Here is a 25,155-nt window from a genome sequence, read left to right on the forward strand (position 1 = left end):
GCCCCCCCGGCCCCCGCGGGGGGGCGGCGGCGGGGCGTGGGCGTCCGGACGGGGTTCGCGGAGGAGGGTGCGATGATGGCCGCCTAGGGGGTTCGGGCGTGGGTGTCGAGATCGAGCTGCTCGGTGAAGTGCGGGCGCGGGTGGACGGGGTGGTGGTCGACCTCGGGCCGGCGCGGCAGAGGGCGGTGTTGGCGGCCATGGTGGTGGACGTCGGGCGGCCGGTCACCGTGGACCAGTTGGTGGACCGGGTGTGGGGGGAGCGGGCTCCCGGCACGGCCGTGACCACCGTGCGGAGTTACGTGTCGCGGTTGCGGTCGGTGTTGCGCGGGGTCGGGATCGTCGGGCGGGGTGGGCGGTACCTGGTCGAGGTCGGACCGTCCTCTGTGGACACCGAGAGGTTCGCGGCGCTGCTCGCCGAGGCGCGGCGGGCGGGTGACGACGTCGCGGCCGCGCGGGCGTACCGGGGCGCGCTCGAGCTGTGGCGCGGTGAGCCGTTCGCCGGGATGGAGTCGCCATGGTTCGCCGGGCGGCGGCACGCGCTGGTCGTCGCGCGGCACACCGCCGTGGTGGACCACCTGGACATCCGGTTGCGGCGGGGTGCGCACGCCGAGGTCCTCGCCGAGGTGGTCGACCTGGCCGCGCGGCACCCCCGGGACGAGCGGATCGCCGGCCAGTTGATGCTCGCGCTCTACCACTGCGGGCGGCAGGCCGAGGCGATGGAGCACTTCGACCGGACCCGCCGGGTGCTCGCCGACGAGCTCGGCGCGGACCCCGGGCCCGAGCTGACCCGGTTGCACGAGCGCATCCTGCGGGCCGAACTGCCGGCGCCCACCCCGGGCGGACCGCGGCAACTGCCCGCGCGGCCCACCGTGTTCGCCGGGCGGCAGGCCGAGCTCGACGTGCTGACCGACGTGCTCGGGGGCCGGTCGACGGCGGTGATCTCGGCGATCGGGGGTGTCGGCGGCATCGGCAAGACGTGGCTCGCGCTGCGCTGGGCGCACGACCGGCTCGACGCCTTCCCCGACGGCCAGCTCTACGCCAACCTGCGCGGTTTCGACCCGCGGACCGGACCCGTCGCGCCGGAGGTCGTGCTGCGGGGCTTCCTGGAGGCGCTGGGCGTGGAGCCCGAGGCCGTCCCGGTCGACGTGGACGCCCAGGCGTCGTTGTACCGCACCGAACTCGCCCGCCGCCGGGTGCTGATCGTGCTGGACAACGCGTCCGACACCGCCCAGGTCGTGCCGCTGCTGCCCGGCGCCGGACCGAGCCGGGTCCTGGTCACGAGCCGCAACCGCCTGGCGGGCCTGGTGTCCGGGCACGGCGGCTACCCGCTCGCGCTGGACGTGCTGAGCCGCGAGGAGGCGGAAGCCGTGCTGCTCGGCCACCTGGGCGAGGCGCGCGTGCGCACCGAACCGGCCGCGGTGGACGCGGTGCTCGACTACTGCGCCGGACTGCCGCTCGCGCTGGGCATCGTGGCGGCACGCGCGCTCGTCCAGTCGGAGCTGTCGCTGGCCGCGCTGGCCGACGAGCTGCGCGACGAGCAGGCCCGGTTGGACGCGGTCGACGCGGGCGAGGCGGACGTCAGCCTGCGCGCGGTGCTGTCGTGGTCGCTCAACGCCCTGTCCGCCGACGCCCGCGCGCTGTTCGCCGCGCTCGGCCTCGTGCCGGGCCCGGACCTCGCGCTGCCCGCCGTCGCCTCGCTGCTGGGCGTGCCGGCGGAGCGAGTCCGACCGCTGCTGGACGAGCTGGAGCACGCCCACCTGGTCTCCCGCGCCGAGGACCGCTACCGCCTGCACGACCTGGTGAAGCTCTACGCCGCCGAGCAGACCGCGCCCGAACCCGAGGCCGCGCTGGACCGGCTGGTCGACCACTACCTGCACACCGCCTACCGGGCCGAGCGGGTGCTCTTCCCGCTCCGCCGGGACATCGACCTCGCGCCGGCCGCGCCGGGTGTGACGGTCGTGCCGCTGCCGGACCCGGCCGAGGCGGTGGCGTGGTTCACCGCGGAGCACCCGGCGCTGCTCGCGGTCCGGGAGCACGCGGGCGACCGCGCGTGGCGGCTGGCCTGGTCGCTCACCACCTTCCACGTGCGCAAGAGCCGCTACCGGGACCGGTTGGCGTTCTGGCTCACCGGGCTGCCCTCGGCCGAACGGCTCGTCGACGACCCGCGCACGGTGACGCTGGCGCACCGGTCGATCGCGGACGCCTACGCGCACCTGGGCCGGCACGACGACGCGATGCGGTCCCTGCACCGGGCGCTCGCGCTGGCCGAGGCGTCCGGCGACCCGGTGCTGCACGCCAACGTGCACTACGGCATCGGCGCGGCGTTCGAGGAGCGCGGCGACGTGGAGTCCGCGCTGGAGCACTCGACCAAGGCCCTGCACCGCTACCTGGCCGCGCCGACGTTCCGCACCGAGATCGCCCAGGCGCACGTGGCGGTCGGCTGGCACAGCGCGCTGCTGGGCCGCAACGAGCAGGCGCGCGAGCACTCCGAGCACGCGGTGGCGCTGTGCCGCGAGCTGAACGCGTTGAGCAGCCTCGCGTGCGCGATCGACACGCTGGCCCTCGTGGCGACCAACACCGGCGACCACGCCCGGGCGGTCGAGCTGTGCCAGGAGGCGCTGGAGGTGTTCCGGGCGTCCGGCGACGCGGCGCACGAGGCGGACGTGCTGCTGCACCTCGGCGAGGCGCAACTGGCCTCCGGTGAGCGGGAGGCGGGTCGCGCGACGCTGCGGCAGGTGCGCGAGCTGCTGCTCGAACAGGGCAGGCACGCCGAGGCGGAACGGGCCGACAAGCTGCTCTGACCAGCGGCGCAATGTTTCTCCAACCTCCTCGTCCCAGGATTTCCCCTGACCGACGCGCCCGTGTCCGGTCGCTTGGGGGGGTGCAGCGATGGGACAGCGTGGGTTGTGCGCCGCCGTCGTGGTGGTGCTGCTGGTGCTCGGGTCGGCCTCCTCGGAGTCGCCGCCCGCGCCACCACTCCCGCCGGGCGCGTCGGTCTCCGCGCCGCGACAGCAGAGCGGCACGGCGGAAGGGGTGTCACCGGACAGCCCGTCCGGTGAGACCTCGACCGCGCTGGGCGCGCAACCGCACGACACACCCCGGCCACCGGGCGCGGTGCCGGACCAGGTCGCGAAAGCCGCCGTCGGCGCGCAGCCGGACGTCACCGCGCAGCCGCACGACAAGCCGACCGTCGCGCAACCGGTCGACCTGCCCGCGCTGGACGCCAAGGCCAAGGAACGACCCCAGGACCGCACGGCCACCACCGAGACCTTCGACAACCCCGACGGCTCGCGCACCCTGCGCGTGCACCCCGGCCCGGCGAACGTGCGGCAGGGAGGCGGCGACTGGCAGCCGGTCGACCTGGCGCTGACCGACCGCGACGGCCGCTGGGCACCCCGCACCGCGCCGAACGACACCGGTTTCGCCCGCGCCGCACGTGATCCCGAGCTGGTCCGGCTCGCCTTCGACGACCGGCACGGCCTGTCCTACCGGCTCGACGGCGCGGCCGACGTCGAGGCCACCACCGCGGGCGCGACCGCCACCTACCCGAACGCACTGTCCTCTGTGGACGTCAAGCTCACCGCGACCGCCGGTGGGGTCAAGGAAGACCTCGTGCTCACCTCGGCGGCGGCCGGCAACGAGACCACGTTCACCCTCACCCCGCGCGGGCTCACCCCGCGGCTCGCCGACGGCGCGGTCGAACTGGTCGACGGCGCGCAGGTCGTCGCGGTCGTGCCGCGCGGGTTCGCGCAGGACGCCCGTGGTCGGCGCGTCGACACGACCTACCGGCTCACCCGCGACGGCGACGCGTGGCGGCTCGTGGTGGCGCTCGACCCGGCCTGGCTGCACGACCCGGCCCGCGCGTTCCCGGTCGTGGTCGACCCCACGACGAGCAACCTCAACGCCGACGACAGCACCTACGTGACCCCGGGCGCGCCCGGCAAACCCGGCGAGATCGACCTGCGCACCGGCTACGTCGACGGCGGGCTCTCGCGCAGCTACCTGCACTTCGGCAACGCCCTGAACGCGGTGCGCAACCAGTACGTGCTGGCCGGCGCGCTGGTGGTGGAAGCCGGCTACAGCACGACCTGCGCGCCCCGGTCGGTGTCGGTGTTCGAGGTGACCGAGCCGTGGAGCGCCTCGCTGAGCTGGCCCGGCGCCGCCGTCGGGAGATCGTTGTCCACCAAGGCCTTCGCGCACGGCGGGCCGTCCTGCGCCGGCGCCGCGTGGGAGAAGCTGGCGCTGGACCAGAACGTGCTGACCGACTGGACGCACGGCGCCGCGATGGGCAACGGCCTGGCGCTGCGGGCCTCCGACGAAACCGACCGCAACGGCATGCGGTTCGGCTCGACGCACTCGCCGAACCAGCCCTACCTCGAGGTCCGCTACGTCCCCGAGGGCGTCCGGTTCGAGGTCACCGACGTGACGCTGCCCAGCGCGAGCCGCGCGGGTCGGCTGAAGGTCGACGCCACGAACCTCGGCACGTCCGCCTGGACGGCCGGCGGCGGGATCAAGTTCGGCTACATCGTCAACCAGGGCAGCACGAAGATCCGCGCCGCCACCGGGTGGACCGCGAACGCCGCGCCCGGCGCGAAGGTCGCCTTCGACGTGCCGATCGACCCGCTCGCGCCGGGGGACTACCAGGTCTTCCTGACCATGTTCACCCCGCAGGGCCAGGACTTCTTCGTGGCCTACCAGGTGCCCTACGGCCGGTTCGACATCACGGTCCGCAACACGCCGCCCACGTCGAACCTGCAACAACCCGGCGGCGGGGCGATCGTGCCGACGCTCACCCCGACGCTGTACGCGGAGGGCGTGGACGACGACCACTGGCCCGGCAAGGGGTTGACCTACAAGTTCCTGGTCTGCGCGGACGAGAACCTCGGTCAGGGCTGCCAGGAGTCGCCGTGGACCGGCCAGTCCTGGGCGCCCACCGGGTTGTCCTGGAACCGCGCCTACTTCTGGGGCGTGAAGGTCTACGACACCGTCGACGCCACGCCGTCCTGGGTGTCGGCCAAGGACGGCGCGCGGCTGGTCTTCACCCCGCGCGTGCACCAGCCGGAGATCACCTCGCACCTCGCGGGCAGCCCCGGCGGCGACCTCGCGCCCGGACTCGACCCGCAGATCGGCAACTACTCGACGGTCGTCACGGACGCCTCGGTGGACACCGTCGGACCGGACCTGACCATCGGCCGCACCTACAACAGCCTGGACCCGCGCCGGGACACCGCGTTCGGCGTCGGCTGGTCGTCCAGGGTGGACATGCGGTTGGCCAAGGACCAGGACGGCACGGACAACGTCGTGGTCACCTTCCCGACCGGCAGGCAGTCCCGGTTCGGCCGCAACCCCGACGGGAGCTTCGCGCCGCCGTTCGGCCAGAACGCCGACCTCGTCTACCAGCCCAACGGCACCTACGTGCTGCGGGACGCGACCGCGAGCCGGTGGACGTTCGACGTGCTCGGCAGGCTGACCGCGATCACCGACCCGGCCGGGCTGGTCGAGACGCTGGCCTACGACACGAACGACCACGTCACCACGATCACCAACACCTCCAGCGGTCGCGCGCTGCGGTTGACCTGGCAGGGCGCGCACGTCGCGTCGGTGTCGACGCCCGCGCCCGACACCGGCGGCCCACCGCTCACCTGGAGCTACACCTACGACGGCGACAAGCTCGTCAAGGCCTGCGCGCCCGGGAACCAGTGCACCCAGCACACCTACCGCTCCGGGTCGCACTACCGCAGCTCCGTCGCCGACGACAACCCGCACGCCTACTGGCGGCTCGGCGAAACCAGCGGTGACACGGTGGCCAACGCGCTGGCCCGCCGACCCGGCGCGGACGCGGGCCGGCAGCACGGCGTGGTGCTCGGCGGTGACGGCGCGCTCGGCGGCACGTCGGACAAGGCGGGCACCTTCGACGGCACGTCCAGCTACGTGACGCTGCCCGACGACCTGACCACCGACACCATGTCGCTCTCGGTCGAGCTGTGGTTCAGGACCACCGCCCAGGGCACCCTGCTGAGCTACGCCGACCAGAGCTTCCCCGCCGCGGCCGGGAAGTCCACCCCGATCCTCTACGTCGGCACGGACGGCCTGCTGTACGGCGGTTTCGCCCGCCGGGACGCCACCGGGCCGCGCCAGGTCGTCACCAGCAGGCAGGTGGACGACGGCGGCTGGCACCACGTCGTGCTGACCGCGGCGATCGACACCCAAACCCTGTACCTGGACGGTGTCGCGGCCGGCACGCTCGCCGGGTACGTCGACCACGCGCACCAGGGCAGGCTCACGCTCGGCGGCGGCAACGGCAAGGACTGGCCCGCCACCAACAACGGCGACTTCTACTTCCAGGGCGCGGTGGACGAGGTCGCGCTGTACCGGCACCCGCTCGGCGCGCTCGCGGCGCGGCAGCACTTCGCGGCGGCCAAGGCGACCGACGAGCTGACCGGCCTCGCGCTGCCGCAGGACGGCCGCACGTTCGCCACCGTGGCCTACGACGACGTGGAGGACCGCGTTCGCACGCTGACCGACCACGACGGCCGGACCTGGACGCTGGACACCCCGGCGGTGCGGGACTCCACGCGCACGGCGACGCTGCGCGGTCCGGCCGGGTACGGCGACTGGACCTACACGTTCGACGTCGACAACGGCGGCCGGCTGGTCGACCGCACGCACGACGGCGCCACCGCGCGGATCGAGTACAACGCCGCGGGCTTCCCGTTCGCCACGGTGGACGAGAACGGCCACCGCACCGAACGCGCCACCGACGAGCGCGGCAACGTGCTGAGCGTCAAGACGTGCCGCGCGGCCGGGTCGTGCAACACCACCTACGCCACGTACGTCAAGCCCGCGGGCGCCCTCGACCCGCGCGGCGACCGGCTGGAGTCCAGTTCGGACGGTCGCTCGACCGGTCCGGACGACACCCGCTTCCGCACCTCCTACACCTACGACGCGCTCGGCCGTCCGACCAGTGTGAAGTACCCGACGCCCGAGGGGCTCACGGCCGCGCCCACCGAAACCTCGGAGTACTCGACCGGCGCGGAGGACGCGGTCGGCGGCGGCAAGGTGCCGGCCGGACTTCTGGTGCGCAGCACGGGAAGGCGCGGCCAACCCACCACCCGCCGGTACGCGGCCAACGGCGACCTGGCCGAGGTGACCACGCCCTCCGGCCTGACCCTGCGCTACGCCTACGACCTGCTGGGGCGGCAGAAGAGCGCCACCGAGGTCAACGCGGGCGGCACCGCCCTGGCCACCACCTCCTACGAGTACACGCCTCGGGGCCTGGTCTCGAAGGTCACCGGACCGGCGGTGCCGAACGCGGTCACCGGCGTCACGCACAGCCTCGTCACGACCTACCGCTACGACGCGGACGGCAACACCCTGGAGCGGACGCTCGCCGACACCGCGCCCGGTGAGACCGCGCGCACCACGAAGTACGGCTACGACGGCGGCGACCGGGTGGTGCGCGTCGAGTTCCCGGACGGGGGCGTGCAGACGACCTCCTACGCGGACAACGGGTTGACCGAGGCGGTCACCGACGTCCGGGGCACCACCTGGACCACCCGCTACACCGAGTTCGGCAAGCCGCTCAACCGGGTCGCGTCCGGCGCCGGGGTGAACCCGGAGAACCCCGCCGCCACCACGATGACGCTGGAGGCCCGGTCCTACGACCCGGCGGGTCGGCTCGCGTCCGTCACCGACGCGATGGGCCGGCTGACGAAGTACACCTACTACGACGACGACCTGCCCGCGACCACCCGGCGCGGGAACCTGGTGGTGGACCAGCGTTCCTACGACGCGGCGGGCCAACTGGTCGAGCAGGTCGGCGCGGGCGGCGGTCGGACCACCCACGCCTACGACCCGGCCGGCAACGCGGTGACCACCACCGTCGACCCGACCGGCGTGAAGCGGACCACGACCGCGCGCTACGACGCGGACGGCAACGCGCTGACCGTCGAGCTGCGCGGCGCGGCCGACCCGAACCGGGTGGAGAAGTCGAGCCACACCTACGACCCGGCGGGCAACCACACCCGTGAGGACACCTACGTCGACGCCACCACGGTGATCTCCTCGACGGCGGCCTACGACGAGCGCGGCCTGCCGATCGCGACCGTCGACCGGCGCGGGGTCACCACGAACTTCGAGTACGACCCCGCGCACGCTCTGGTCCGCACCACCGCGCCGGCGGCGGAGGTGTGGGTGGCGGGCACCCGCACCGCCGGGTTCCGGCAGGCGGAAACGCTGGGGTACAACGCCTTCGGCGAGGTCACGCAGTCCCGCGACGGCGCGGGCGACGTCACGACCACCCAGCGCGACGTGCTGGGCCGGGTGGTCGCGGGCGTGCTGCCCGACTACACGCCCCCGGGCGGCACGACCATCAAGGGCGCCACCAGCCGCACCGAGTACGACCACGCGGGCAACGCGGTGAAGTCCACCGACGCGCTGAACCACGTCACCGGGCGCACGTTCGACCCGTACGGGCGGGTGCTCACCGTGACGCTGCCCCAGGTCGGCGCGACGCCGAGCGTGGTCGAGGTGCACTACGACAAGGCGGGCGAGATCCTGGCGCGCACCGCGCCCGGCGGCGCCGAAACCCGGTCCACCTACGACGACCTCGGCCGCGAGGTCACCTCCACCCGGGTCGACCACTCCTCGGGCTCGACGGCGTACTTCACCACCACGACGGCCTACGACGACGCGGGCAACCCGGTGTCGGTGACCAGCCCGGCGCAGCACACCACCACCGCGGCCTACAACGCGGTGGGGGAGCAGGTGTCCACCACCGACGCCACCGCCCGGGCCACGACCTACGGCTACGACATCGCGGGCCGCCCGGCGAGCGTCACCGACCCGGCGGGCATCACCACCACGACCGGGTACGACCTCGCGGGCCGGGCGGTGCGCTCGGCGCAGGTGGTGGGCGGTCAGGAGAAGCGCTTCTCCACCACCGCGTACGACGGCATGGGCGACGTGGTCGCCACCACCAGCGCGCAGGGCAGGCAGGTCGCCTACGGCCGCGACGAACTGGGCCGCGTGGTGCAGCAGGTGGAGAAGCTCGACGCCACGCACGCGATCACCACGGCCACCGGGTACGACAAGCTGGGCAACCGCAGCCGGTTCGTGGACGGCGACGGGCACGTGACGACGTACACCTACACGCCCTGGGGTCAACCGGAATCGGTGGTCGAACCCGGCAACGCCGCCTTCACCACGGGCTACGACGCGGCGGGTCGGGCGGTGCGGGAGGTCAAGCCCGGCGGCGTCACCACGACCACCGACTACGACGAGCAGGACCGGCCGACCGTCCACAGAGGATCCGGCGCGGAGGTGGCGACGGCCGACCGGACGTTCGGCTACGACGCCGCCGGACGGCTGAACAAGGTCGGCGGACCACGCGGTGACAGCACCTACCGCTACGACGACCGCGGCAACCTGCTGGAAACGCACGGCGCGGGCGGCGAGTCGACGTTCCGGTACGACGGCGACGGCGCCCTGGTCGGCCGCACCGACGCCACCGGTGCCGCGACCTTCGGCTACGACGCGGCGGGACGCCTGGCCACCGTCAAGGACCCGCTGACCGGTCGCTCGGTCGACTACGGCTACGACGCGGCCGGGCGGTTGTCGACCGTCGCGGACCGGGTGGTCGCCGCGAAGACCTCGCGCACCATCACCTACGACGAGCTGGGGCGCACGACAACCGACCGGCTCACCCAAACCGTGGACGTGGGCGTGCCGCCGCGGACGCTGGTCGGCGTCGACTACGGCTACGACCTGGACGACAAGGTCACCGCCAAGACCACGAACGCGGCCGCCAACACCTACGGCTACGACGGCGCGGGTCGGCTCACCTCGTGGACCCGGGGCACCACCACGACCGCCTACGGGTGGGACGGCGCGGGCAACCGGACCTCGGTGGGGGACAAGACCTTCACCTACGACGACCGCAACCGGTTGGTGTCCGGCGACGGCGCGACCTACACCTACACCGACCGCGGCACGCTCTCCTCGACCACCCGCGCCGGGTCCACGTCCACCACGAAGTTCGACGCGTTCGACCGGATGACCGTCAACGGCCAGGGCACCTACCGCTACGACTCGCTGGACCGGGTGGCGGACCGCAACGGCCAGGCGTTCCAGTACTCCGGCCGGTCGAACGAGGCGATCTCCGACGGCGCCCGGTCGATCAGCCGGCTGCCGGACGGGACCGCGTTGTCGGACAAGGGTTCCGGCGTGGCCCGGATGCTCTTCGCCGACCGGCACGGCGACGTGACGGCGCGGTACCTGAGCAACACGGTGGACGGAACCCGCGAGTTCGATCCGTTCGGCGCGGTGACCTCCGCCTCCGGCGACACCGCGTCCGTCGGCTTCCAGGGCGACTGGACCGACGCGGACACCGGCGCGGTGAACATGACCGCGCGCTGGTACCGACCGGGCGCGGGCGCGTTCGCCGGTCGGGACGACTGGACGCTGGACCCCACGCCGTCGTCGGCGGCGAACCGGTACTCCTACGGCGTCGGCGACCCGGTCGGGGTGAGCGACCCGAGCGGTCACGACTGGATCAGCGACGTCTGCGACCTGGGCGGCGTCGGCGGTCGGTACAACCCGGCGAGCAAGTGGGCACGCCGGCTGGCCAAGGCGGGCTCGATCCTCGGCACCGTCGTCAACCAGATGATCTGCAACGCGCCCGCCACCCGGGCCGGCTGCGGCGACCAGCTCAAGGACTCCAACGGCCACTACTGCCCGGGCAAGGAGTGGACGAACCCGTACTACTGGGAGGGCGGCAACGAGGAGCCCATCCGGATCGGCGACTGCCGGTACTTCGTGCACGGCTGCGACCGCGGCGGTCCGACCGGGCGCGGGCCGGGCGGGTCGGGCGGCCACCGGCCCGTGCCGCCGCGCGCCAAGCCGACCCCGCCGCCCCCGCCGCGCTGGGTGGTCGACATCGGGCGGCCGTTGCCCCGGCCGCCGCAGGGCTCGGACCTGCTGCCGGTGCCGCCGACCTACGACCCGACCGGTCCGCTGACCCGGATCCTCGACCTCACCGACACCTTCGTGGACCTCGCGACCAAGGTCAGCAGGGCGTTGGTGGACAACGCGGGTCAGGTGATCTCGGCCTTCCAGGACCTGATCGGCCTGCTGCCCGACCCGTCGCGGGCCAAGGGCGAGATCGCGGACGACCCGTTCGCCGACGACGCGGAGGACTGCTTCGCGAGCACCGGCAAGATCGTCGGCAACGACCCGATGGAGAAGATCGTCGGCTACTCCGGGCCGTACGAGGGCAAGGGCGACGGGCTGCCGGCCCTGCGGGCGACGGCCGGCACGGCGTGCGTCAGCGAGTTGACCGAGGCGAACCGCAAGAAGATGGAGGACCCGGTCGGCTACGTGTCCGGCGTCCACGACCGCAGTCACCTGATCGGGCACCAGTTCGGCGGCAGCAACCTCCGGGACAACCTGGTGCCGCTGGACAAGGACGTCAACGAAACCGACATGCGGATGGTGGAGCGGGAGATCGCGCTGTCGGTGACCGGTGGCGCGCGGCTGTACTACCGGGTCGAGGCCCGGTACCGCACACCGGGCGACGCGATCCCCTACGAGGTCGACCTGCACGCGCGGACCAGCGCCGGTTTCCGGTGCGACGCGGTGATCCTGAACCCGCACGTGCCCAACGGATATCCGGGAGGGAAGAAGGATGGCAACCGACCCGCGTGTGCGGCGACTCCTTGAGGTGACCGGGTGGCGCGGTCCGGTCGACGTCGGCTCGGCGTGGGACCCGATCGAGGACGTGGTGGGACGGCGGCTGCCCGACGACGTCAAGGCGTTGGCGGCGGAGTTCCCGACCGGCTACTTCGGCTCGTTCCTCGCGGTCTACTCGCCGGTGCCCCGGTCGACCGGCTGGTCGCCCTTCGGGGTCGAGCTGGCCGGGACGCTGGAGTTGTTGCGGGAGCGCGACGACCTGCCGCACCCCGTGCACCCGGAGCCGGGCGGGCTGCTGCCGTGGGGTTCCACCACGTCCGCGCACACCCTGTGCTGGCTCACCACCGACGCCGACCCGAACCGCTGGCCGGTCGTGGTCGCCGACGACGACTTCGCCCGCTGGGGCGCGCACCCCGGTCCGGCGACCGGGTTCCTGCTGGACGTGCTCACCGGGCGGTGGCGTCACGAGTTCTTCGACGACCGCGTTCGCGGCCGTCGACCCCGGTTCGACCCGATCGAGGAAGTGGACGTCAGATGAGAGCACTGCGACGTGCGGTCGCGCTGACCGCGGGGGTCGCGCTTGCGGTGTCCGGTGTCGGGACACCGGCGAGCGCCCAGCCCAGACCGGAACCACCGTTGCACCACAAGGAGCTGGTGGCCAAGGACAAACGCGGCCGGGTGCTGCTGGAGGTGCGCGGCGACCGGGTGAAGGAGGTGGTCGCGGGCCTCGGCGGCGAGGTGACCGCCGCGCTCGGCGACCGCGCCCAGGTGGCGGTTCCCGAGGACAGGGCGGCGTCGCTGGCTGCCGACAGGTCCATTGTGGACATCCGGCGGCCGGAGCGCGCGGTGCCGATGGCGGTGACGTCGGAGGGCGTCTCCGCGTCCGGCGCGGACGCGTGGATCCGGGACGGCAAGAAGGGCGCGGGCGTCAAGGTCGGCGTGATCGACGTCGGGTTCTCCCGGCTGGACGAGGCGCAGGGCGAGGGCGACCTGCCCGCCGACGCGACGGTGAGCAACACCGGCTGCCACGACGTGACCAAGAACGAGGACCACGGCACCGCGGTCGCCGAGGTCGTGCACGACGTCGCGCCGGACGCGAAGCTGTTCCTGGCGTGCATCGACGGGCCGTTGGACTTCGGTCCGGCCACGGACTGGTTGCGCGCGCAGGGCGTCCAGGTGATCACCGCCGCCCTCGGGTTCCTCACCTCGGGTCGCGGCGACGGCACCGGCGAGGCGGGCGGGCCGAACGACGTGGTGCGGCAGGCCCGGCAGGCCGGCGTGCTGTGGTCGATCGCGGCCGGGAACCTGGCGCAGGGCCACTTCTCGGGCTCGGCGGCGGACGCCAACGGCGACGGGTTCGTGGAGTTCAGCGGCACGGCGCAGAACAACGGGTTCAACCTGGGCGCGGGGAAGACCGCGACCATCGGGTTGCGCTGGGACGCCTGGCCGACGTCGACCGAGGACCTCGACGTCTACGTGATGGCGCAGGCGAAGGCGCCGACCGGGCCGACGGACCCGCTGATCGTCGCCTCCTCGGTGAACAACCAGCGCGACGTGGTGGGCGGCGGACGGCCGACCGAGGAGGTGACGTTCACCAACACCTCGGCCGGCGCGAAGGCCTACTACCTGTTCGTGAAGAACAACACCGCGCGGTTCACCACCCGGTTCGACCTGTTCGCCGCGGTGCCGGACGACAACCCGTTGCAGTTCACCACGGCCGCCGGCAGCGTCACCGAACCCGCGACCTCGCCGTACGCCATCGCGGTGGGCGCGACGCGGCCCGGCAGCGGCGCGGTCGAGCGGTACAGCGGGCGTGGACCGACGATCGACGGCCGGCTCAAGCCGGACCTGACCGCGTTCGACAAGGTGACCACGACCACCTACGGCCCGCAGGGCTTCGCCGGCACCTCGGCGGCGGCCGCCCACGTGGCGGGCGCGGCGGCCGTGCTGAAGTCGGCGAACCCGGCGCTGGACGCCTCGCAGATCCAGACCGCGTTGCAGACCAGGGCGAACCCGCACCGGTCCGACAACGACTGGGGCAACGGCGTGCTGGCGCTCGGCACCCCGGACACCGTCCCGGCGGTCACCGGGTCCGGCTACACCGCGTTCACGAAGTCGTTGCCGCTCCAGGGGAAGGCGTTCGCGCCGAACGAGGTGTTCACGCTGCCGATCCCGAACATCCCCAACGACACCACGGCGGTCGCCTTCAACCTCGCCGTGCGCACCGACCCGGGCGCCGGTCCCGACGTGGACAGCGGCCTCGACGTGTTCCCGGAGGACCCGGCGACGTCGACCTCCCAGGCGGCCACCGTGCGGGTGCGGCCGGGCGGCGGGTTCGTCTCCACGCTCGTGGTGGCCGCCGTCGGGCGGGATCGCGCGATCCGGCTGAGGGCGGGACCGGGCAACGTGTTCGACAACGTCGACCTGCTCGGCTACTTCAGCCCGTCGAGCGGCTCGACCTACTTCGCCAACCCCGACCCGGTCCGGGTGCTCGACACCCGCGGCTACAACGGCAGCCCGCGCGCCACCCCGCTCGCGCCGAACGAGGTCTACCGGGTGAAAGCCCGTGGCGCCAACGGGATCCCGGACAACGCCTCGGCCGTCGTGGTGAACCTGACCGCCGCGGAGTCGACCACCGGCAGCGCGTTCGGCCTCTACGCGCAGGACAACACCGGCACGTCGCTCAACGTCAACCGCAACGAACGCCGGTCCAACCTGGCGATCGTGGCGATCGGCGAGGACGGTGACATCCGGCTGCGCAACGCGGGCGGTCAGGTGCAGGCCATGCTCGACGTGGTGGGCTGGTTCGCGCCGGGCGCGGGCGCGCGGTACGTGCCGCTGACCGAGGCGACCCGGATCGCCGACACGGCGACCGGGACCGGTGGTCGGACCACACCGCTGAGCCAGGGCGAAACCGCGACGTTCCAGGTGACCGGCGCGGCGGGCATCCCGGTCGACGCCACGGCGGCGGTGCTGATGCCGTCGGCCCGCGACGACCGGCTGGGCACCGAGCTGTCCGTGTCGGCGGCCGAGATCGGCACATCGGCGGCCACGGCGTTCGCCACGAAGCAGCGGGAACGCCTGTCCACCACCACGTTCACCCCGCTCGGCGCGAGCGGCCGGGTGGCGGTGCGCAACGAGCGCGGCGACGCGACCGTGACGCTGGACGCCCAGGGCTACTTCGTCGGCGGCGCGAAGGTCGGTGCCGGCACGTGCGCGAGCCCGGTCGGGGACACCGGCTACACCAGCGCGTTCGACGGCAGGCTGGAGTCGAACCTGGCCGGCTGGCGGGTCGCGGGCACCGCGGCGCTGCGCGCGGACGGGTGCGAGCTGACGACGACCACCGGGCGCGACGTGACGTGGTACGCGGCGCACACCGTCGGCGCGGACTACACGCTCAAGCTGGACTGGCAGGCCACCGGCGCGTCGTCGGACTCGGGCGTGTTCCTGCTGTTCGGCGATCCCGGCGGTTCACCCACCGCGCCCGCCGACAACGGCGTGCAGGTGCAGATCTCGCCGCTGTCCACCGGTGCCGTGGTGCCGGGGCGCCAGGCCGACGTCGCGGCCGCGAAACCGGTGGGGCAGTGGAACACCTACGAGATCACCGTGGCGTGGAACTCGGTCACCGTGGTGCTCAACGGGCAGCAGGTCAACCAGTACGCGATCACCGACCCGAACCGGGTGCACGACAACGGGTACGTCGGGTTGCAGAACACCGGGTCCAGCGCGCCGGTCAAGTTCCGCAACGTGCGGATCAAGCGGAACACGTCCGTGCGCACCGGCGAGGTGATCGGCGTGGACAACCGCTGCCTCGACGTGCCCGGCTACGACCCGGCCGTGACCCAGCCGCAGATGTGGGACTGCAACCTGTTCCCCAACCAGCGCTGGACGTTCACCGACGACGGCCGGATCACCAACCTCGGCCGGTGCCTCGGCGCCGAGAACGGCGGCACGGCGGCGGGCACGGTCGTGCTGTTCCAGGGCTGCACCACGGAGAACCCGCAGCAGTGGACCGTGCGGCCGGGCGGGGCGATCGTCAACAACCGGTCGGGCCGCTGCCTCACCCCGGCCACCACCGAGCGCGGCGCGGGCCTGCGGATCCAGGACTGCGCGGGCTCGGCGAGCCAGGTGTGGCGGGTGCCGGACCAGCACGGCCGGTTCGGCGCGTTCTACGGCGCGACGGGCAAGTGCCTGGACGTGTACAACAACGACGCGCGGACCAAGAAGGTCGGTCCGTGGGACTGCAACGGCAGCGCGGCGCAGTGGTGGTCCGCGGTCGGTGACGGCCGGCTCGCGTCCTCGGGCCGGTGCCTGGACGTCGCGGGCACGGCGGCCGGCAGCGCGGTGTCGTTGGCCGACTGCACGGCGGCCCAGACCCAGCAGTGGTCGGTCCGCCCCGAGGGCACCGTGGTCAACGGCGCCTCCGGCCGCTGCCTGACCGCCGCCTCGGGCACCAACGGCGCGGCCTACACCGTGCAGGACTGCACGGGCACGCCGCTCCAGCTGTGGCGGCTCGGCGCGATGACGCTGTGGACCGGCACGCTGGTCGGCGTCGGCGGCAAGTGCGCCGACGTGAAGGGGGAGAACCCGGCCAACGGCGTGGTGTGGCTGTGGACGTGTTTCGGGCCGGTCGGCGAGACCTACCTCGGCCTGAACGACGGCACGATCCGCACCATCGGCACGTGCCTGGACATCGGCAACGTGGTCAACGGCACAGCGGTCGGGGTGTACAACTGCCACAACGGTTTGAGCCAGCAGTGGTCCGTCCGGCCGGACGGCACGGTGGTGAACGTGCAGTCGACGCGCTGCGTGGACGTGCAGGCGGGCGCCACCGCCGACGGCACGAAGATCCAGCTGTGGGACTGCGTGGGCACCCCGCAGCAGCGCTGGTCGGTGCCGCTGCGCGCGAGCTGACCCCGGTACGACCGGGGTTCGGCCTCCACCCACCCGCGCCGGGGTGGGTGGAGGCTCACCGACCGGTGGCGGCCCAGTGGCGCATGGTGCCGCCGATGGCGGCGAGCGCCTCGGCCACCGCGGTGTCGGCGGCCGTGGTCGCGAGGTGGTGCGACGAGGCGACCGGGTCCGGCGCGCCGGGCTGGGCCGTCGTGCCGCTGAAGGACGCGGTGTCGAGGCCGAACGCGGTACTGCTCGAGGACGCGCCGTTGCCGCTGAACGCGGTGCTGCTCAAGGACGCGCCGGCGGAGGAGGTCGCGCTGGTGGGGGAAGGCGCTGTGGTGGGGGACGCGGTGGTGGGGCCGGCCGCGGTGCCGCTGAAGGACGTGCCGGCGCCGGAAGGCGTTGTGGTGCGGGAAGACGTCGTGCCGCGGGAGGGCGAGGCTGCGCGGGCGCCGGCGGTCGGCACGGGACTCCCGAGCGCCGCCAGGACCACGAGCAGGACGACGGTGGCGAACGAGCGCATGGACGACCCCCGGTTCGACTGAACCAGAGGTCTCCCCGGTCGTCGACGGGCGACGACGTCGTGACCGGGCCGCTGTCGAGCGACCGCGTTGACGATCACGAACCGGGCGGGTACTCCCCTCCGCCGGCTCAGGATCGGGGAGCGGGCGTGGTCCCGTCAAGCCCGGTCGCGGGCCGGGATTCCCGGAGTCGGGCCGCCACCCGGAACACCCGGTGCAGCGCGGCGCGGTCCGCGGCCGTGGCCGGGTCGAGTCGGGTCACCGCCCGGCGCCTGCCCAGCCACCCGGACGTCGGAGTCAGCAGGTCCGCCAGGTGGACGAGCTGCTTGGCGTACGTGTCCCTCAGGTGCGCCTCGTCCGCCAACGCGGTGAGGCACTCCACCGCGTACGACCGGGACTCCGGGTCGGTCAACACCCGGTTCGCCAGGGTCCTCAGCTGCTCCGGGTGGGTGCGGGCCAGGTCGGTCGAGGTCGGGTAGGTGTAGTAGCCGGTGACGTACATCGCGAGCGGCAGGGCCACGTCGGTCAGCCGGCGGTTCACCGTCCAGGACAGCACGGCCTCCAGCACCGGGGTCCGGTGCTCCTCGACCGTCAACAGCTCCAGCACCGCGAAGACCACCGCGTTGCGCGGGGTGAACTTCCGGGAGCGGGCGAGGAGTTCCAGTCGGCGCAACGACTCGGCGAGCGGCCGGGACTCCGAGAGCCGGAGGCTGAACCACACCGCCGTCGTCTGCTGGTAGGCGGTGCCCGAGGTCCACGCCTCGACCGCGCGCGACACGAGGTCGCCGTACCGCTCGTCCAGCCGGGCCACCACCGACGCCGCGAGGGCCTGGTGCGCCACCTTGCCCCGTCCCGCCAGGTCGTCCAGGAGCCGGAGCGGTTGGTGCGCCGGCACCTCGGTCACGATCGTGATCAGCGCGTGCCGCACGGCGTCGGCGAACCGGGCCGTCATCGCGGGATCGCTCATCCACCGCCACAGCACGTCGTGCGCGAGCGGGTACTCGCGCCACAGCTTGCGCAGCACCACACCCGCCCAGCCCTGCCGGGTGAAGTGGACGGTCTCCTCGCGCAAACCGGGGTGGTGGGGGTGGTCGCGCACGGTCGTGGTCGCCGCCACGGCGGTCAGCAGCCGGTTCTTGGACAGCGCGAACGCCCGCCGCCGCAGCGCCTCGTCGTCGCTCTCCTCCCGGCGCAGCGCGTCGTCCAGCCGCAGCGCCCACCGCACCACCTCGTCGTAGGGCTGGTGCTCCAGCAGCGCCACGGCGAACGACAGCGCGAACTCCAGGTCGGTGCGCTCCGCGAGGTGCCGGTCCACGGCCTGCTCGACGTGTTCGCGCAACTCGGCGAGCGCGTCCTCGACCGCGAGACCCTCGTGCACCCGCACGGCCAGTTCCGCCGCCCGCACGGCCTTCTCCGGCGACGCCTTGTCCTCCAGGTCGAGCCCGGTCAACAGGATCCGCTCGGGCTCGGCGACCCCGTTCGGGCACCGCCGGCGCAACTGCGCCAGCGCCACCTCGTGCGCGGGCGGCGCGGTCAGCGGCACGAGGTGGTCGGCCGCCTCGCCGGGCGCCTGCGCGGCGGAGTCGAGCACGATCACCAGGTGGCAGCCGACACCCCGGACCAGCCGGACCACCCGCTCGAACCCGGCCCGGTCGAACGGCTCGCGCGCCGACTCCCGCACGTCCCACACGTACCCGGTGCCGGCGCGCAGCCCGTCGAACGAGCCCAGCGACCGCTCCCGGTTGGCCTCGACCACGTCGGTCGCGCCCACGTCGACCAGCAGCCGCCGCGCGGTGTGCGACCGCCCGGTGCCGGGTCCGGTGAGCACCACCACGCCGCGCGTGTCGAGGATCCGGCGCGCCGTGGCGTACCCGCCGGGCGGCTCGAACCGCTGCCGCACGTCGTCCAGCTCGGCCTGGGTGGCCCGCAGCACCACCAGTTCGGGCCTCCGGTCCACCCCGACCCGCACGCCGCCGTGGATCGTGCCGGCCTGGACACCGGTGAACGTGCCCCGGGCGCTGTTGTCGACCGGGAGCAGGCGCAGCTCGGCGGGCACTTCGTCGTCATCGCTCACCGGTGGGAGTGTGGCGAGCCCCGCCGGTCCGCTCTCCGTGCAATGACGGGTTTCCGGCCGCGGACCGGCGTTCGAGCAGCACGGTGTCGCGCCAGGCGCCGCGGTGTCGCGCGACGCGCTCGCGCAGTCCCACGGTGCGGAACCCGGCGGCGTGGTGCAGGGCGACGCTCGCGCGGTTCTCCGGGAAGATCGCGGTTTGCAGCGTCCACAGGCCGCCGTCGTCCGCCGCGGTGACCTGCCGGTGCAGCAGCGCCCGGCCCACACCGCGGCCACGCGCGCCCTCGCCGACGTAGACGGACGTCTCGGCGACGCCCGAGTAGCACTCGCGGGCCGAGACGGGGCTCGCGGCGGCCCAGCCGACCACCCGGCCGTCGACCTCCGCCACCCAGCGGTGGTCGGCGAGCCACCGGGCGTCCAGCACGGCCCGGCCGGGCGTGTCGGTGTCGAAGGTGGCGTGGCCCGTCGCGATGCCCTCGACGTGGACGCGGAGCACGTCGGCCCAGTCGGGTTCGGCCAGGGCGCGCACGACGACCTCGGTCGACGGGCCGACGGGGGAGCGCCGGGCCGCGGTGCCCAGGAGGACGTCGGCGAGCGGCAGCGCGGTGCGGCCGGCGGGGTCGACCGACACCCGGTCACCGCGCCGCAGCAGGAGACCGGCGAGCGCGTCCAGGTGGTGGGCGCACGTCGACGGGCTCACGCCGAGCACTCCGGCGAGCGCGTCGACCGCGATCCCGTCCGGTCGGCCGGCCACGAGGTGCAGCAGGCGGATCCGGACGGGGTCGGCGAGGCGGGCGAACCACTCGGCGTACGCGGCGGCGTCCCGCGGCGCGAGGTCGTCGGACGGCGAGGTCGTCATGACCCCGGATTGTCGTCCGGCGCCGGGCGACCGGCGACCGGGTGCGGGACCGGGAAGGTCCCGCACCCGGCGGCTACCCCAGGTCCGCGCAGGTCTTCGCGTCCGGGTCGCCCGCCGCCCTCGGCACCCAGCGGACGTTCGCGAACGACGCCTGGAACGGGCTGTCGGCGAAGAGCAGGAACGGGATGTTGACCTTCTCCAGGTCCAGGCCCGCGGCGGCCAGGCAGGAGATCGGGATCTTCACGGTCGACTTCTGCCCGACCGGCAGGCCGGTGAACACCTTGGTGAGGTCGACCTCCGCCAGGCACGGCCAACCGCAGTGCGCGCTCAACGCGGTCCGGCCGGCCGGTGGCCGGTGCACCACCACGTCGAACACCACGGCCGAGTTCGCGTTGAGGTAGCCGCGCCGGTCCGTGCCGCCTGCCGGGTCCGCGAAGTAGAACTGGCCCGGACCCGTGCCCGTCCACGTGCCGCGCACCGCGTCGCTCGGCGCGTCCACCTGTCCCGGCGCGACGGCGATCGTGCTGTGCGCCGCGGTGCCGTCCGGGCCGAACTCGGTGCCGTCCCAGTTGTCGGGCGAGGAGATGTAGCCCCGGTACGGCGCGACCGCCTTGCCCGCGAACAGCCCCAGGTCCTCGGTCGCCGTGCCGCCGCCGTCGTCACCGCACCGGGCCTCGGACGTCTCGTCCAGCTGCCCGAGCGTGGTGCGCTGCCACGACGTCAGCCCGTAGCCCGCCTTGAACAGCGGGTCGTAGCCGTCCTGGCCGGGGTTGAGCGGGGTGTGGCAGGCGGCGCGCGGCCACGAGTACGACAGCCGACCGGTGAAGCCCGGGTAGGTGTGTCGCCCGCGCACCAGCAGGTCCGCGACGCCGCCGCCCTCGGTGCCGGGCAACCACGACGCCACGAACGCGTCCGAGCGGTTCAGCTCCTTGTTGACGTACAACGGCCTTCCGGACAGGTACACCGTCACGACCGGCGCGCCGCGCCCCCGGACCTTGTCCAGCACGGCCAGGTCCTGCGGCTGGAGCAGCGCCGCCTCCAGGCTGCGCTTGCCCAGGTCGCCGTTGCCGTCCGCGTACGGCGTCTCGCCGAGCACCGCGATCACCGCGTCGAACCCGGCCGGGTCCACCTCGCCCGCCTCGCTGAACACCACGTTCGCCGCGCCCAGCGCCTCGCGCAGCCCGCCGAGCACCGTGGTGCCGTTCGGGAAGTCCGCGTTGGTGTTCCCGGTGCCCTGCCACGACGAGGTCCACCCGCCGGTCTGGTTCGCCAGGCTGTCCGCGCTCTTGCCGACCACCAGCACCCGCGACCGCGCCGACAGCGGCAGCACGCCGCCGTTGTTCTTCAGCAGCACCTGGGACTCGCGCACCGCCTTGCGGGCCAACTCCCGCGCCCGCAACGCCGGCGCGGAGCCGGCGTTCGGCCGGGCCGAGGGCTTGCGACCGTCGAGCACGCCGGCGCGCAGCTTCACGCGCAGGATCCGGGTCACCGCGTCGTCCACGCGCGCGATCGGGATCCGGCCCTGCTCGACGTCGGCGACCGTGTTGGCGATGAACGCCTTCCAGTCGGTCGGCGCCATGACCACGTCGACACCCGCGTTGATCGCCCGCGGGCACGAGTAGTTCGAGCACCCCGGCACCTGCGCGATGCCGTTCCACTCCGAGAGCACCAGGCCGTCGAAGCCGATCTTGCCCTTGAGGACGTCGGTCAGCACGGCCTTGCTGCCGTGCAGCTTGCCCTCGTCGACCTCCGCGTTCGTCCAGCTGCCGAACGACACCATCACGGTTTGCGCGCCCGCCGCCAGCGCGCCGTAGTAGCCCTGGCCGTGCGTGTTGATCAGCTCGGCCGCCGAGGCCGGCGTCACGCCCTGGTCCCGGCCGCCGGTGGTGCCGCCGTCGCCGACGAAGTGCTTGGCCGTGGCCAGCACGCCGACCCGTCGCCGGTCCGCGCCCTGAAGGCCCTTCACGGCCTCGTAGCCGTACGCGCGGGTGATCCGCGGGTCCTCGGAGTAACCCTGGTAGGTGTCGCCCCAGCGGTCGTCCTGGGGCACCGCCAACCCGGGCGCGAACGTCCAGTCCTGGCCCGTGACGCGGAGTTGGGTCGCGGTGGCCTGGCCGACCTCGCGCACCAGGCACGGGTCGTGCGCCGCGCCCAGGCCGATGTTGTGCGGGAAGATCGTGGCGCCGTAAACGTTGTTGTGCCCGTGCACCGCGCCGGTGCCCCAGAGCGCCGGGATGCCGGTGCGCGAGGAGGTGGACGCGGCCCAGTAGGCGTCGGCGAGGTCGAGCCACGCGGCGGGCGTGGCGTACTTGTCCTTGCCCGGCCACGATCCGCCGCTGTTGAGGACCGAGCCGATCCCGTACGCGCGCACCTCGTCGGGCGTGATCGCGGAGATCTCGGCCTGGGTCATCTGGCCGACCTTCTCGGCGAGCGTCAACGAGCCGAGGATCTTCCGGATCCTCCGCTCGTCGGCCGCGCTCGACTCGACGCGGCTGTGCACCCGCGGCCAGTCGGACAGCACCGGCAGCGACTTCTCGATCCGGGCACACCCGTTCTCGGTGCGCGGCTCGCCCACCGCCGGTTGCCCCGGGGAGGCGTGGGCGCCGGCGCTGATGAGCCCGGCGGCGAGCACCGCGGCGAGCACGGCACCCAGGTGTCTGCGTGACATCGGCAAGTCCGTTCCTCGGCGTGCGGCGGCACGCGCCGATCTTCACGAACTCACCAAGACCTGGTCAAGATCGCGGTGGGAGCGCTCCCCCGCAGGTGTTAGGACGAACGGCGGCACCACGAAGTCGTGCTCCGGCAAGGCGAACACGCCGATGGCCCCGGCGACACCGGTGATCCGGAGCGGACGGGGCCATCGACGCGGGTCGGCCGGGGTGATCCCGGGCGGGGGTCAGAACGGCGCGGTCACCGGCACGGCGGCTGGTAGCCGTCGATGAGCAGACCGCGGAAGTCGATCCGGTTCGGGGTCTTGCCGACGAACACGAGCCCGCGCGCGTCGGTCAGCGCCGAGGCGAACGAGTACGAGGGCTTGCCGAGTTCGGGCAGCCACGTCCACTTGTCCGCCGTCAGGGGGAAGAACTTCCGCACGATCTTCCCGCCGGTCGAGGGCACCAGGGTGAGCCACTTGTCGCCGCCGCTCCAGTGCGACGCGGGGCGCAGCTGGACGTAGAGGTCGTCGGTCGCGCTGTAGGTCAGCCAGAACCCGGCCGACCTGGTCAGGTCGGCCTGCGCCTCGAACTGGTTGCCCAGCCACACGACGACCACGTGCCACTCGGGGTTGAGGAACGTCACCTTGGCCGCGTATCCGCTGCCCTCGCGCACCAGCAGGCTGCCGGTGGCCGGAACGGTCGTGCCCTCACCGGAGGCGAGCCACTGCTGCAACCGGTCGATGGACGGCGTTCTGCACTCCTGGCGGTGCCGCCCCCCGTTCGCCGAGGCGTCCGTGGACGGGGCCGCGTGCGCCGCCACCGTCGAACCGAAGAGCACCACCGTCATCGCGTACGCGAACGCCGTGAGCGCCCGGGTGACCGGAACCCTCGCACGACTGCGCGTCGATCCTCCACTCATTCTCCGGAAGCTAGCACGGGAAAGGGCGCCGCGGCGGTTCCGGCGACCTATCGAGACGGTGCGATCTCCTTGGTGGGCGGCCATTCGGCGGCTTCGCCGGGCAGAGGGACGCAGCCGTGTTCGGCCGGGCCGAGGGGGATCAACCCCCGGGCGCGCGGTAGCGCCAGGGCCACCCCGGGAACGGACGTCCGCGGGATTTCGGCGCGGCCGTCCGATTTCTACCGTTGTGCTCACCGGCGAATCCCGGGATCGGGCACGGAGAACCAAGGGGAATGCGTTGATGAGGAAGAACATGCGACGTGCGGGCAGCGCGGTGCTGCTGGCCGCGGTGCTGGGCGCCGTGGTGGGGCAGCCCGCGATGGCGTCGGGGAGCGCCGTCGAGGAGTCCGCCGTGGACCAGTCGGCGGTGGACCAGTCGGCGGTGGACCAGTCGGCCGGCCGGTCGAGGACCGAGCTGCGGACGGCGTTGGGCGCGGTGGCGGACGCCAGCCTCGGTGGCGGCATCGTGCTGCGGGTCAACGACCGGCGTGGCGAGTGGACTTCCAGCGCGGGGTCGGCGGAGCTGTACGGTCCGGTGAAGCCGTTGCCCGGCAACCGCTTCCGGGCGGGCAGCATCACCAAGTCGTTCGTCGCGACCACGGTGCTCCAGCTGGTCGGCGAGGGGAAGGTGGCGCTGGACAAGCCGATCGCCGACTACCTGCCGCGGTTCGGCGTCGACCGCCGCATCACGGTGCGGATGCTGTTGCAGCACCGCAGCGGTTTGTTCAACTACACCGGCGAGCCGCGGGCCGACGGCACCATCGAGGCCGGGATCCCGTTGTGGGGCAAGGAATACCTCGACAACCTGTTCCACGACTACCGGGCCGAGGAGCACGTCCGGCTCGCGCTGTCGAAGCCGGCCCGGTTCGAGCCCGGCGCGAAGTACTCCTACTCCAACACCAACTACACGCTGCTCGGCCTGCTGATCGAGAAGATCACCGGCACCGACTACGCCACCCAGGTCGAGAAGCGGATCTTCCGACCGCTGGGGATGCGGGACACCAGCCTGCCGGGTTCCCGGACCGACATCCGGGGTCCCCACGCGCACGGCTACCTCACGTTCAAGCAGGACGGGAAGCAGAAGGTCGTCGACATCACCCGGCTCAACGCCTCCTGGGCGGGCGCCGCGGGTGAGATCATCTCCACCACCGACGACCTCGACCGGTTCATCACCGCGCTGCTGGGCGGCAAGCTGCTGAAGCCGCAGCAGCTCAAGGAGATGCGGTCGTTCACCGAGACCGGCGCGCCCGGCTCCCGGATCGGGCTCGGCCTGTTCGAGACCGAGTTCGCGCCGGGGTGCACGGCCGTCGGCCACACCGGCGGTACGCAGGGCCAGACGTCGTACATGTACAGCCGGACGGACGGCTCGCGGCGCGTCGAGTTCTCGATCAACCACGGCGCGCTGGACCGCGAGGACACCCCCGCGGCGCAGCGGATCGCCGAGGCCACCACGAAGCTCGCGACGACCGCGTTGTGCGGCAAGGACTGAGCTGAGCGGGCGCGGCCGG

10 protein-coding genes are annotated in these 25,155 nt (G+C 73.3%); 6 read left to right on the forward strand and 4 right to left on the reverse strand.

Annotation, left to right across the window (positions count from 1 at the left end):
- Nucleotides 1–98 precede the first annotated feature (98 nt).
- From AB0G50_RS10720 to AB0G50_RS10740, 5 genes are all read left to right on the forward strand, one after another.
- A complete protein-coding gene (locus AB0G50_RS10720; RefSeq protein WP_360105075.1) occupies nt 99–2,801 on the forward strand; it encodes a BTAD domain-containing putative transcriptional regulator in 2,703 nt (900 codons plus the stop codon).
- A gap of 88 nt (nt 2,802–2,889) precedes the next feature.
- The gene (locus tag AB0G50_RS10725; RefSeq protein WP_360105078.1) at nt 2,890–11,718 is read left to right on the forward strand and encodes a LamG-like jellyroll fold domain-containing protein; all 8,829 of its coding nucleotides are present in this window, start codon (nt 2,890–2,892) and stop codon (nt 11,716–11,718) included.
- Nucleotides 11,702–12,226 carry a hypothetical protein gene (locus tag AB0G50_RS10730; RefSeq protein WP_360105081.1) on the forward strand — a complete coding sequence of 175 codons (525 nt, stop codon included), beginning with the start codon at nt 11,702–11,704 and terminating at the stop codon, nt 12,224–12,226. The genes AB0G50_RS10725 and AB0G50_RS10730 overlap by 17 nt, the downstream gene beginning before the upstream one ends.
- A complete protein-coding gene (locus AB0G50_RS10735; protein WP_360105084.1) occupies nt 12,223–16,602 on the forward strand; it encodes a ricin-type beta-trefoil lectin domain protein in 4,380 nt (1,459 codons plus the stop codon). Before AB0G50_RS10730 ends, AB0G50_RS10735 begins: the two co-directional genes overlap by 4 nt.
- Nucleotides 16,603–16,697: 95 nt before the next feature.
- Nucleotides 16,698–17,129 (forward strand): hypothetical protein, encoded by a 432-nt coding sequence (locus AB0G50_RS10740; protein WP_360105087.1) that lies wholly within the window; start codon nt 16,698–16,700, stop codon nt 17,127–17,129.
- Between the two features lie 106 nt (nt 17,130–17,235).
- On the opposite strand, the gene AB0G50_RS10745 is transcribed toward AB0G50_RS10740, so the two are convergent.
- The 4 genes from AB0G50_RS10745 to AB0G50_RS10760 all read right to left on the reverse strand — a co-directional run bounded on the left by AB0G50_RS10745 (nt 17,236) and on the right by AB0G50_RS10760 (nt 23,536).
- Complete coding sequence (locus AB0G50_RS10745; RefSeq protein WP_360105090.1) at nt 17,236–19,179, reverse strand: hypothetical protein; 1,944 nt, start codon at nt 19,177–19,179, stop codon at nt 17,236–17,238.
- On the reverse strand, nt 19,169–20,035 hold the full coding sequence (locus tag AB0G50_RS10750; RefSeq protein ID WP_360105094.1) for a GNAT family N-acetyltransferase: 867 nt from the start codon (nt 20,033–20,035) through the stop codon (nt 19,169–19,171). The genes AB0G50_RS10745 and AB0G50_RS10750 overlap by 11 nt, the downstream gene beginning before the upstream one ends.
- A 73-nt stretch (nt 20,036–20,108) precedes the next feature.
- Nucleotides 20,109–22,703: an exo 1,3/1,4-beta-D-glucan glucohydrolase gene (locus AB0G50_RS10755; protein ID WP_360105098.1), complete on the reverse strand. Its 2,595-nt coding sequence runs from the start codon at nt 22,701–22,703 to the stop codon at nt 20,109–20,111.
- Nucleotides 22,704–22,945: 242 nt separating this feature from the next.
- On the reverse strand, nt 22,946–23,536 hold the full coding sequence (locus AB0G50_RS10760) for a hypothetical protein (RefSeq protein WP_360105329.1): 591 nt from the start codon (nt 23,534–23,536) through the stop codon (nt 22,946–22,948).
- A gap of 352 nt (nt 23,537–23,888) precedes the next feature.
- Between AB0G50_RS10760 and AB0G50_RS10765 the strand changes: the two genes are divergently transcribed.
- Nucleotides 23,889–25,136 (forward strand): serine hydrolase domain-containing protein, encoded by a 1,248-nt coding sequence (locus AB0G50_RS10765; protein ID WP_360105101.1) that lies wholly within the window; start codon nt 23,889–23,891, stop codon nt 25,134–25,136.
- Nucleotides 25,137–25,155 lie beyond the last annotated feature (19 nt).

The organism is Actinosynnema sp. NPDC020468 (genome assembly GCF_040642015.1).
In the GTDB taxonomy this organism is placed as follows: domain Bacteria; phylum Actinomycetota; class Actinomycetes; order Mycobacteriales; family Pseudonocardiaceae; genus Actinosynnema.

Coding starts and splice junctions, on each gene's coding strand:
- AB0G50_RS10750 (WP_360105094.1), bottom strand. CDS start 20,035: ATGACGACCTCGCCGTCCGACGACCTCGCGCCGCGGGACGCCGCCGCG.
- AB0G50_RS10725 (WP_360105078.1), top strand. CDS start 2,890: ATGGGACAGCGTGGGTTGTGCGCCGCCGTCGTGGTGGTGCTGCTGGTG.
- AB0G50_RS10765 (WP_360105101.1), top strand. CDS start 23,889: ATGAGGAAGAACATGCGACGTGCGGGCAGCGCGGTGCTGCTGGCCGCG.
- AB0G50_RS10740 (WP_360105087.1), top strand. CDS start 16,698: ATGGCGGCGAGCGCCTCGGCCACCGCGGTGTCGGCGGCCGTGGTCGCG.
- AB0G50_RS10755 (WP_360105098.1), bottom strand. CDS start 22,703: ATGTCACGCAGACACCTGGGTGCCGTGCTCGCCGCGGTGCTCGCCGCC.
- AB0G50_RS10760 (WP_360105329.1), bottom strand. CDS start 23,536: ATGACGGTGGTGCTCTTCGGTTCGACGGTGGCGGCGCACGCGGCCCCG.
- AB0G50_RS10735 (WP_360105084.1), top strand. CDS start 12,223: ATGAGAGCACTGCGACGTGCGGTCGCGCTGACCGCGGGGGTCGCGCTT.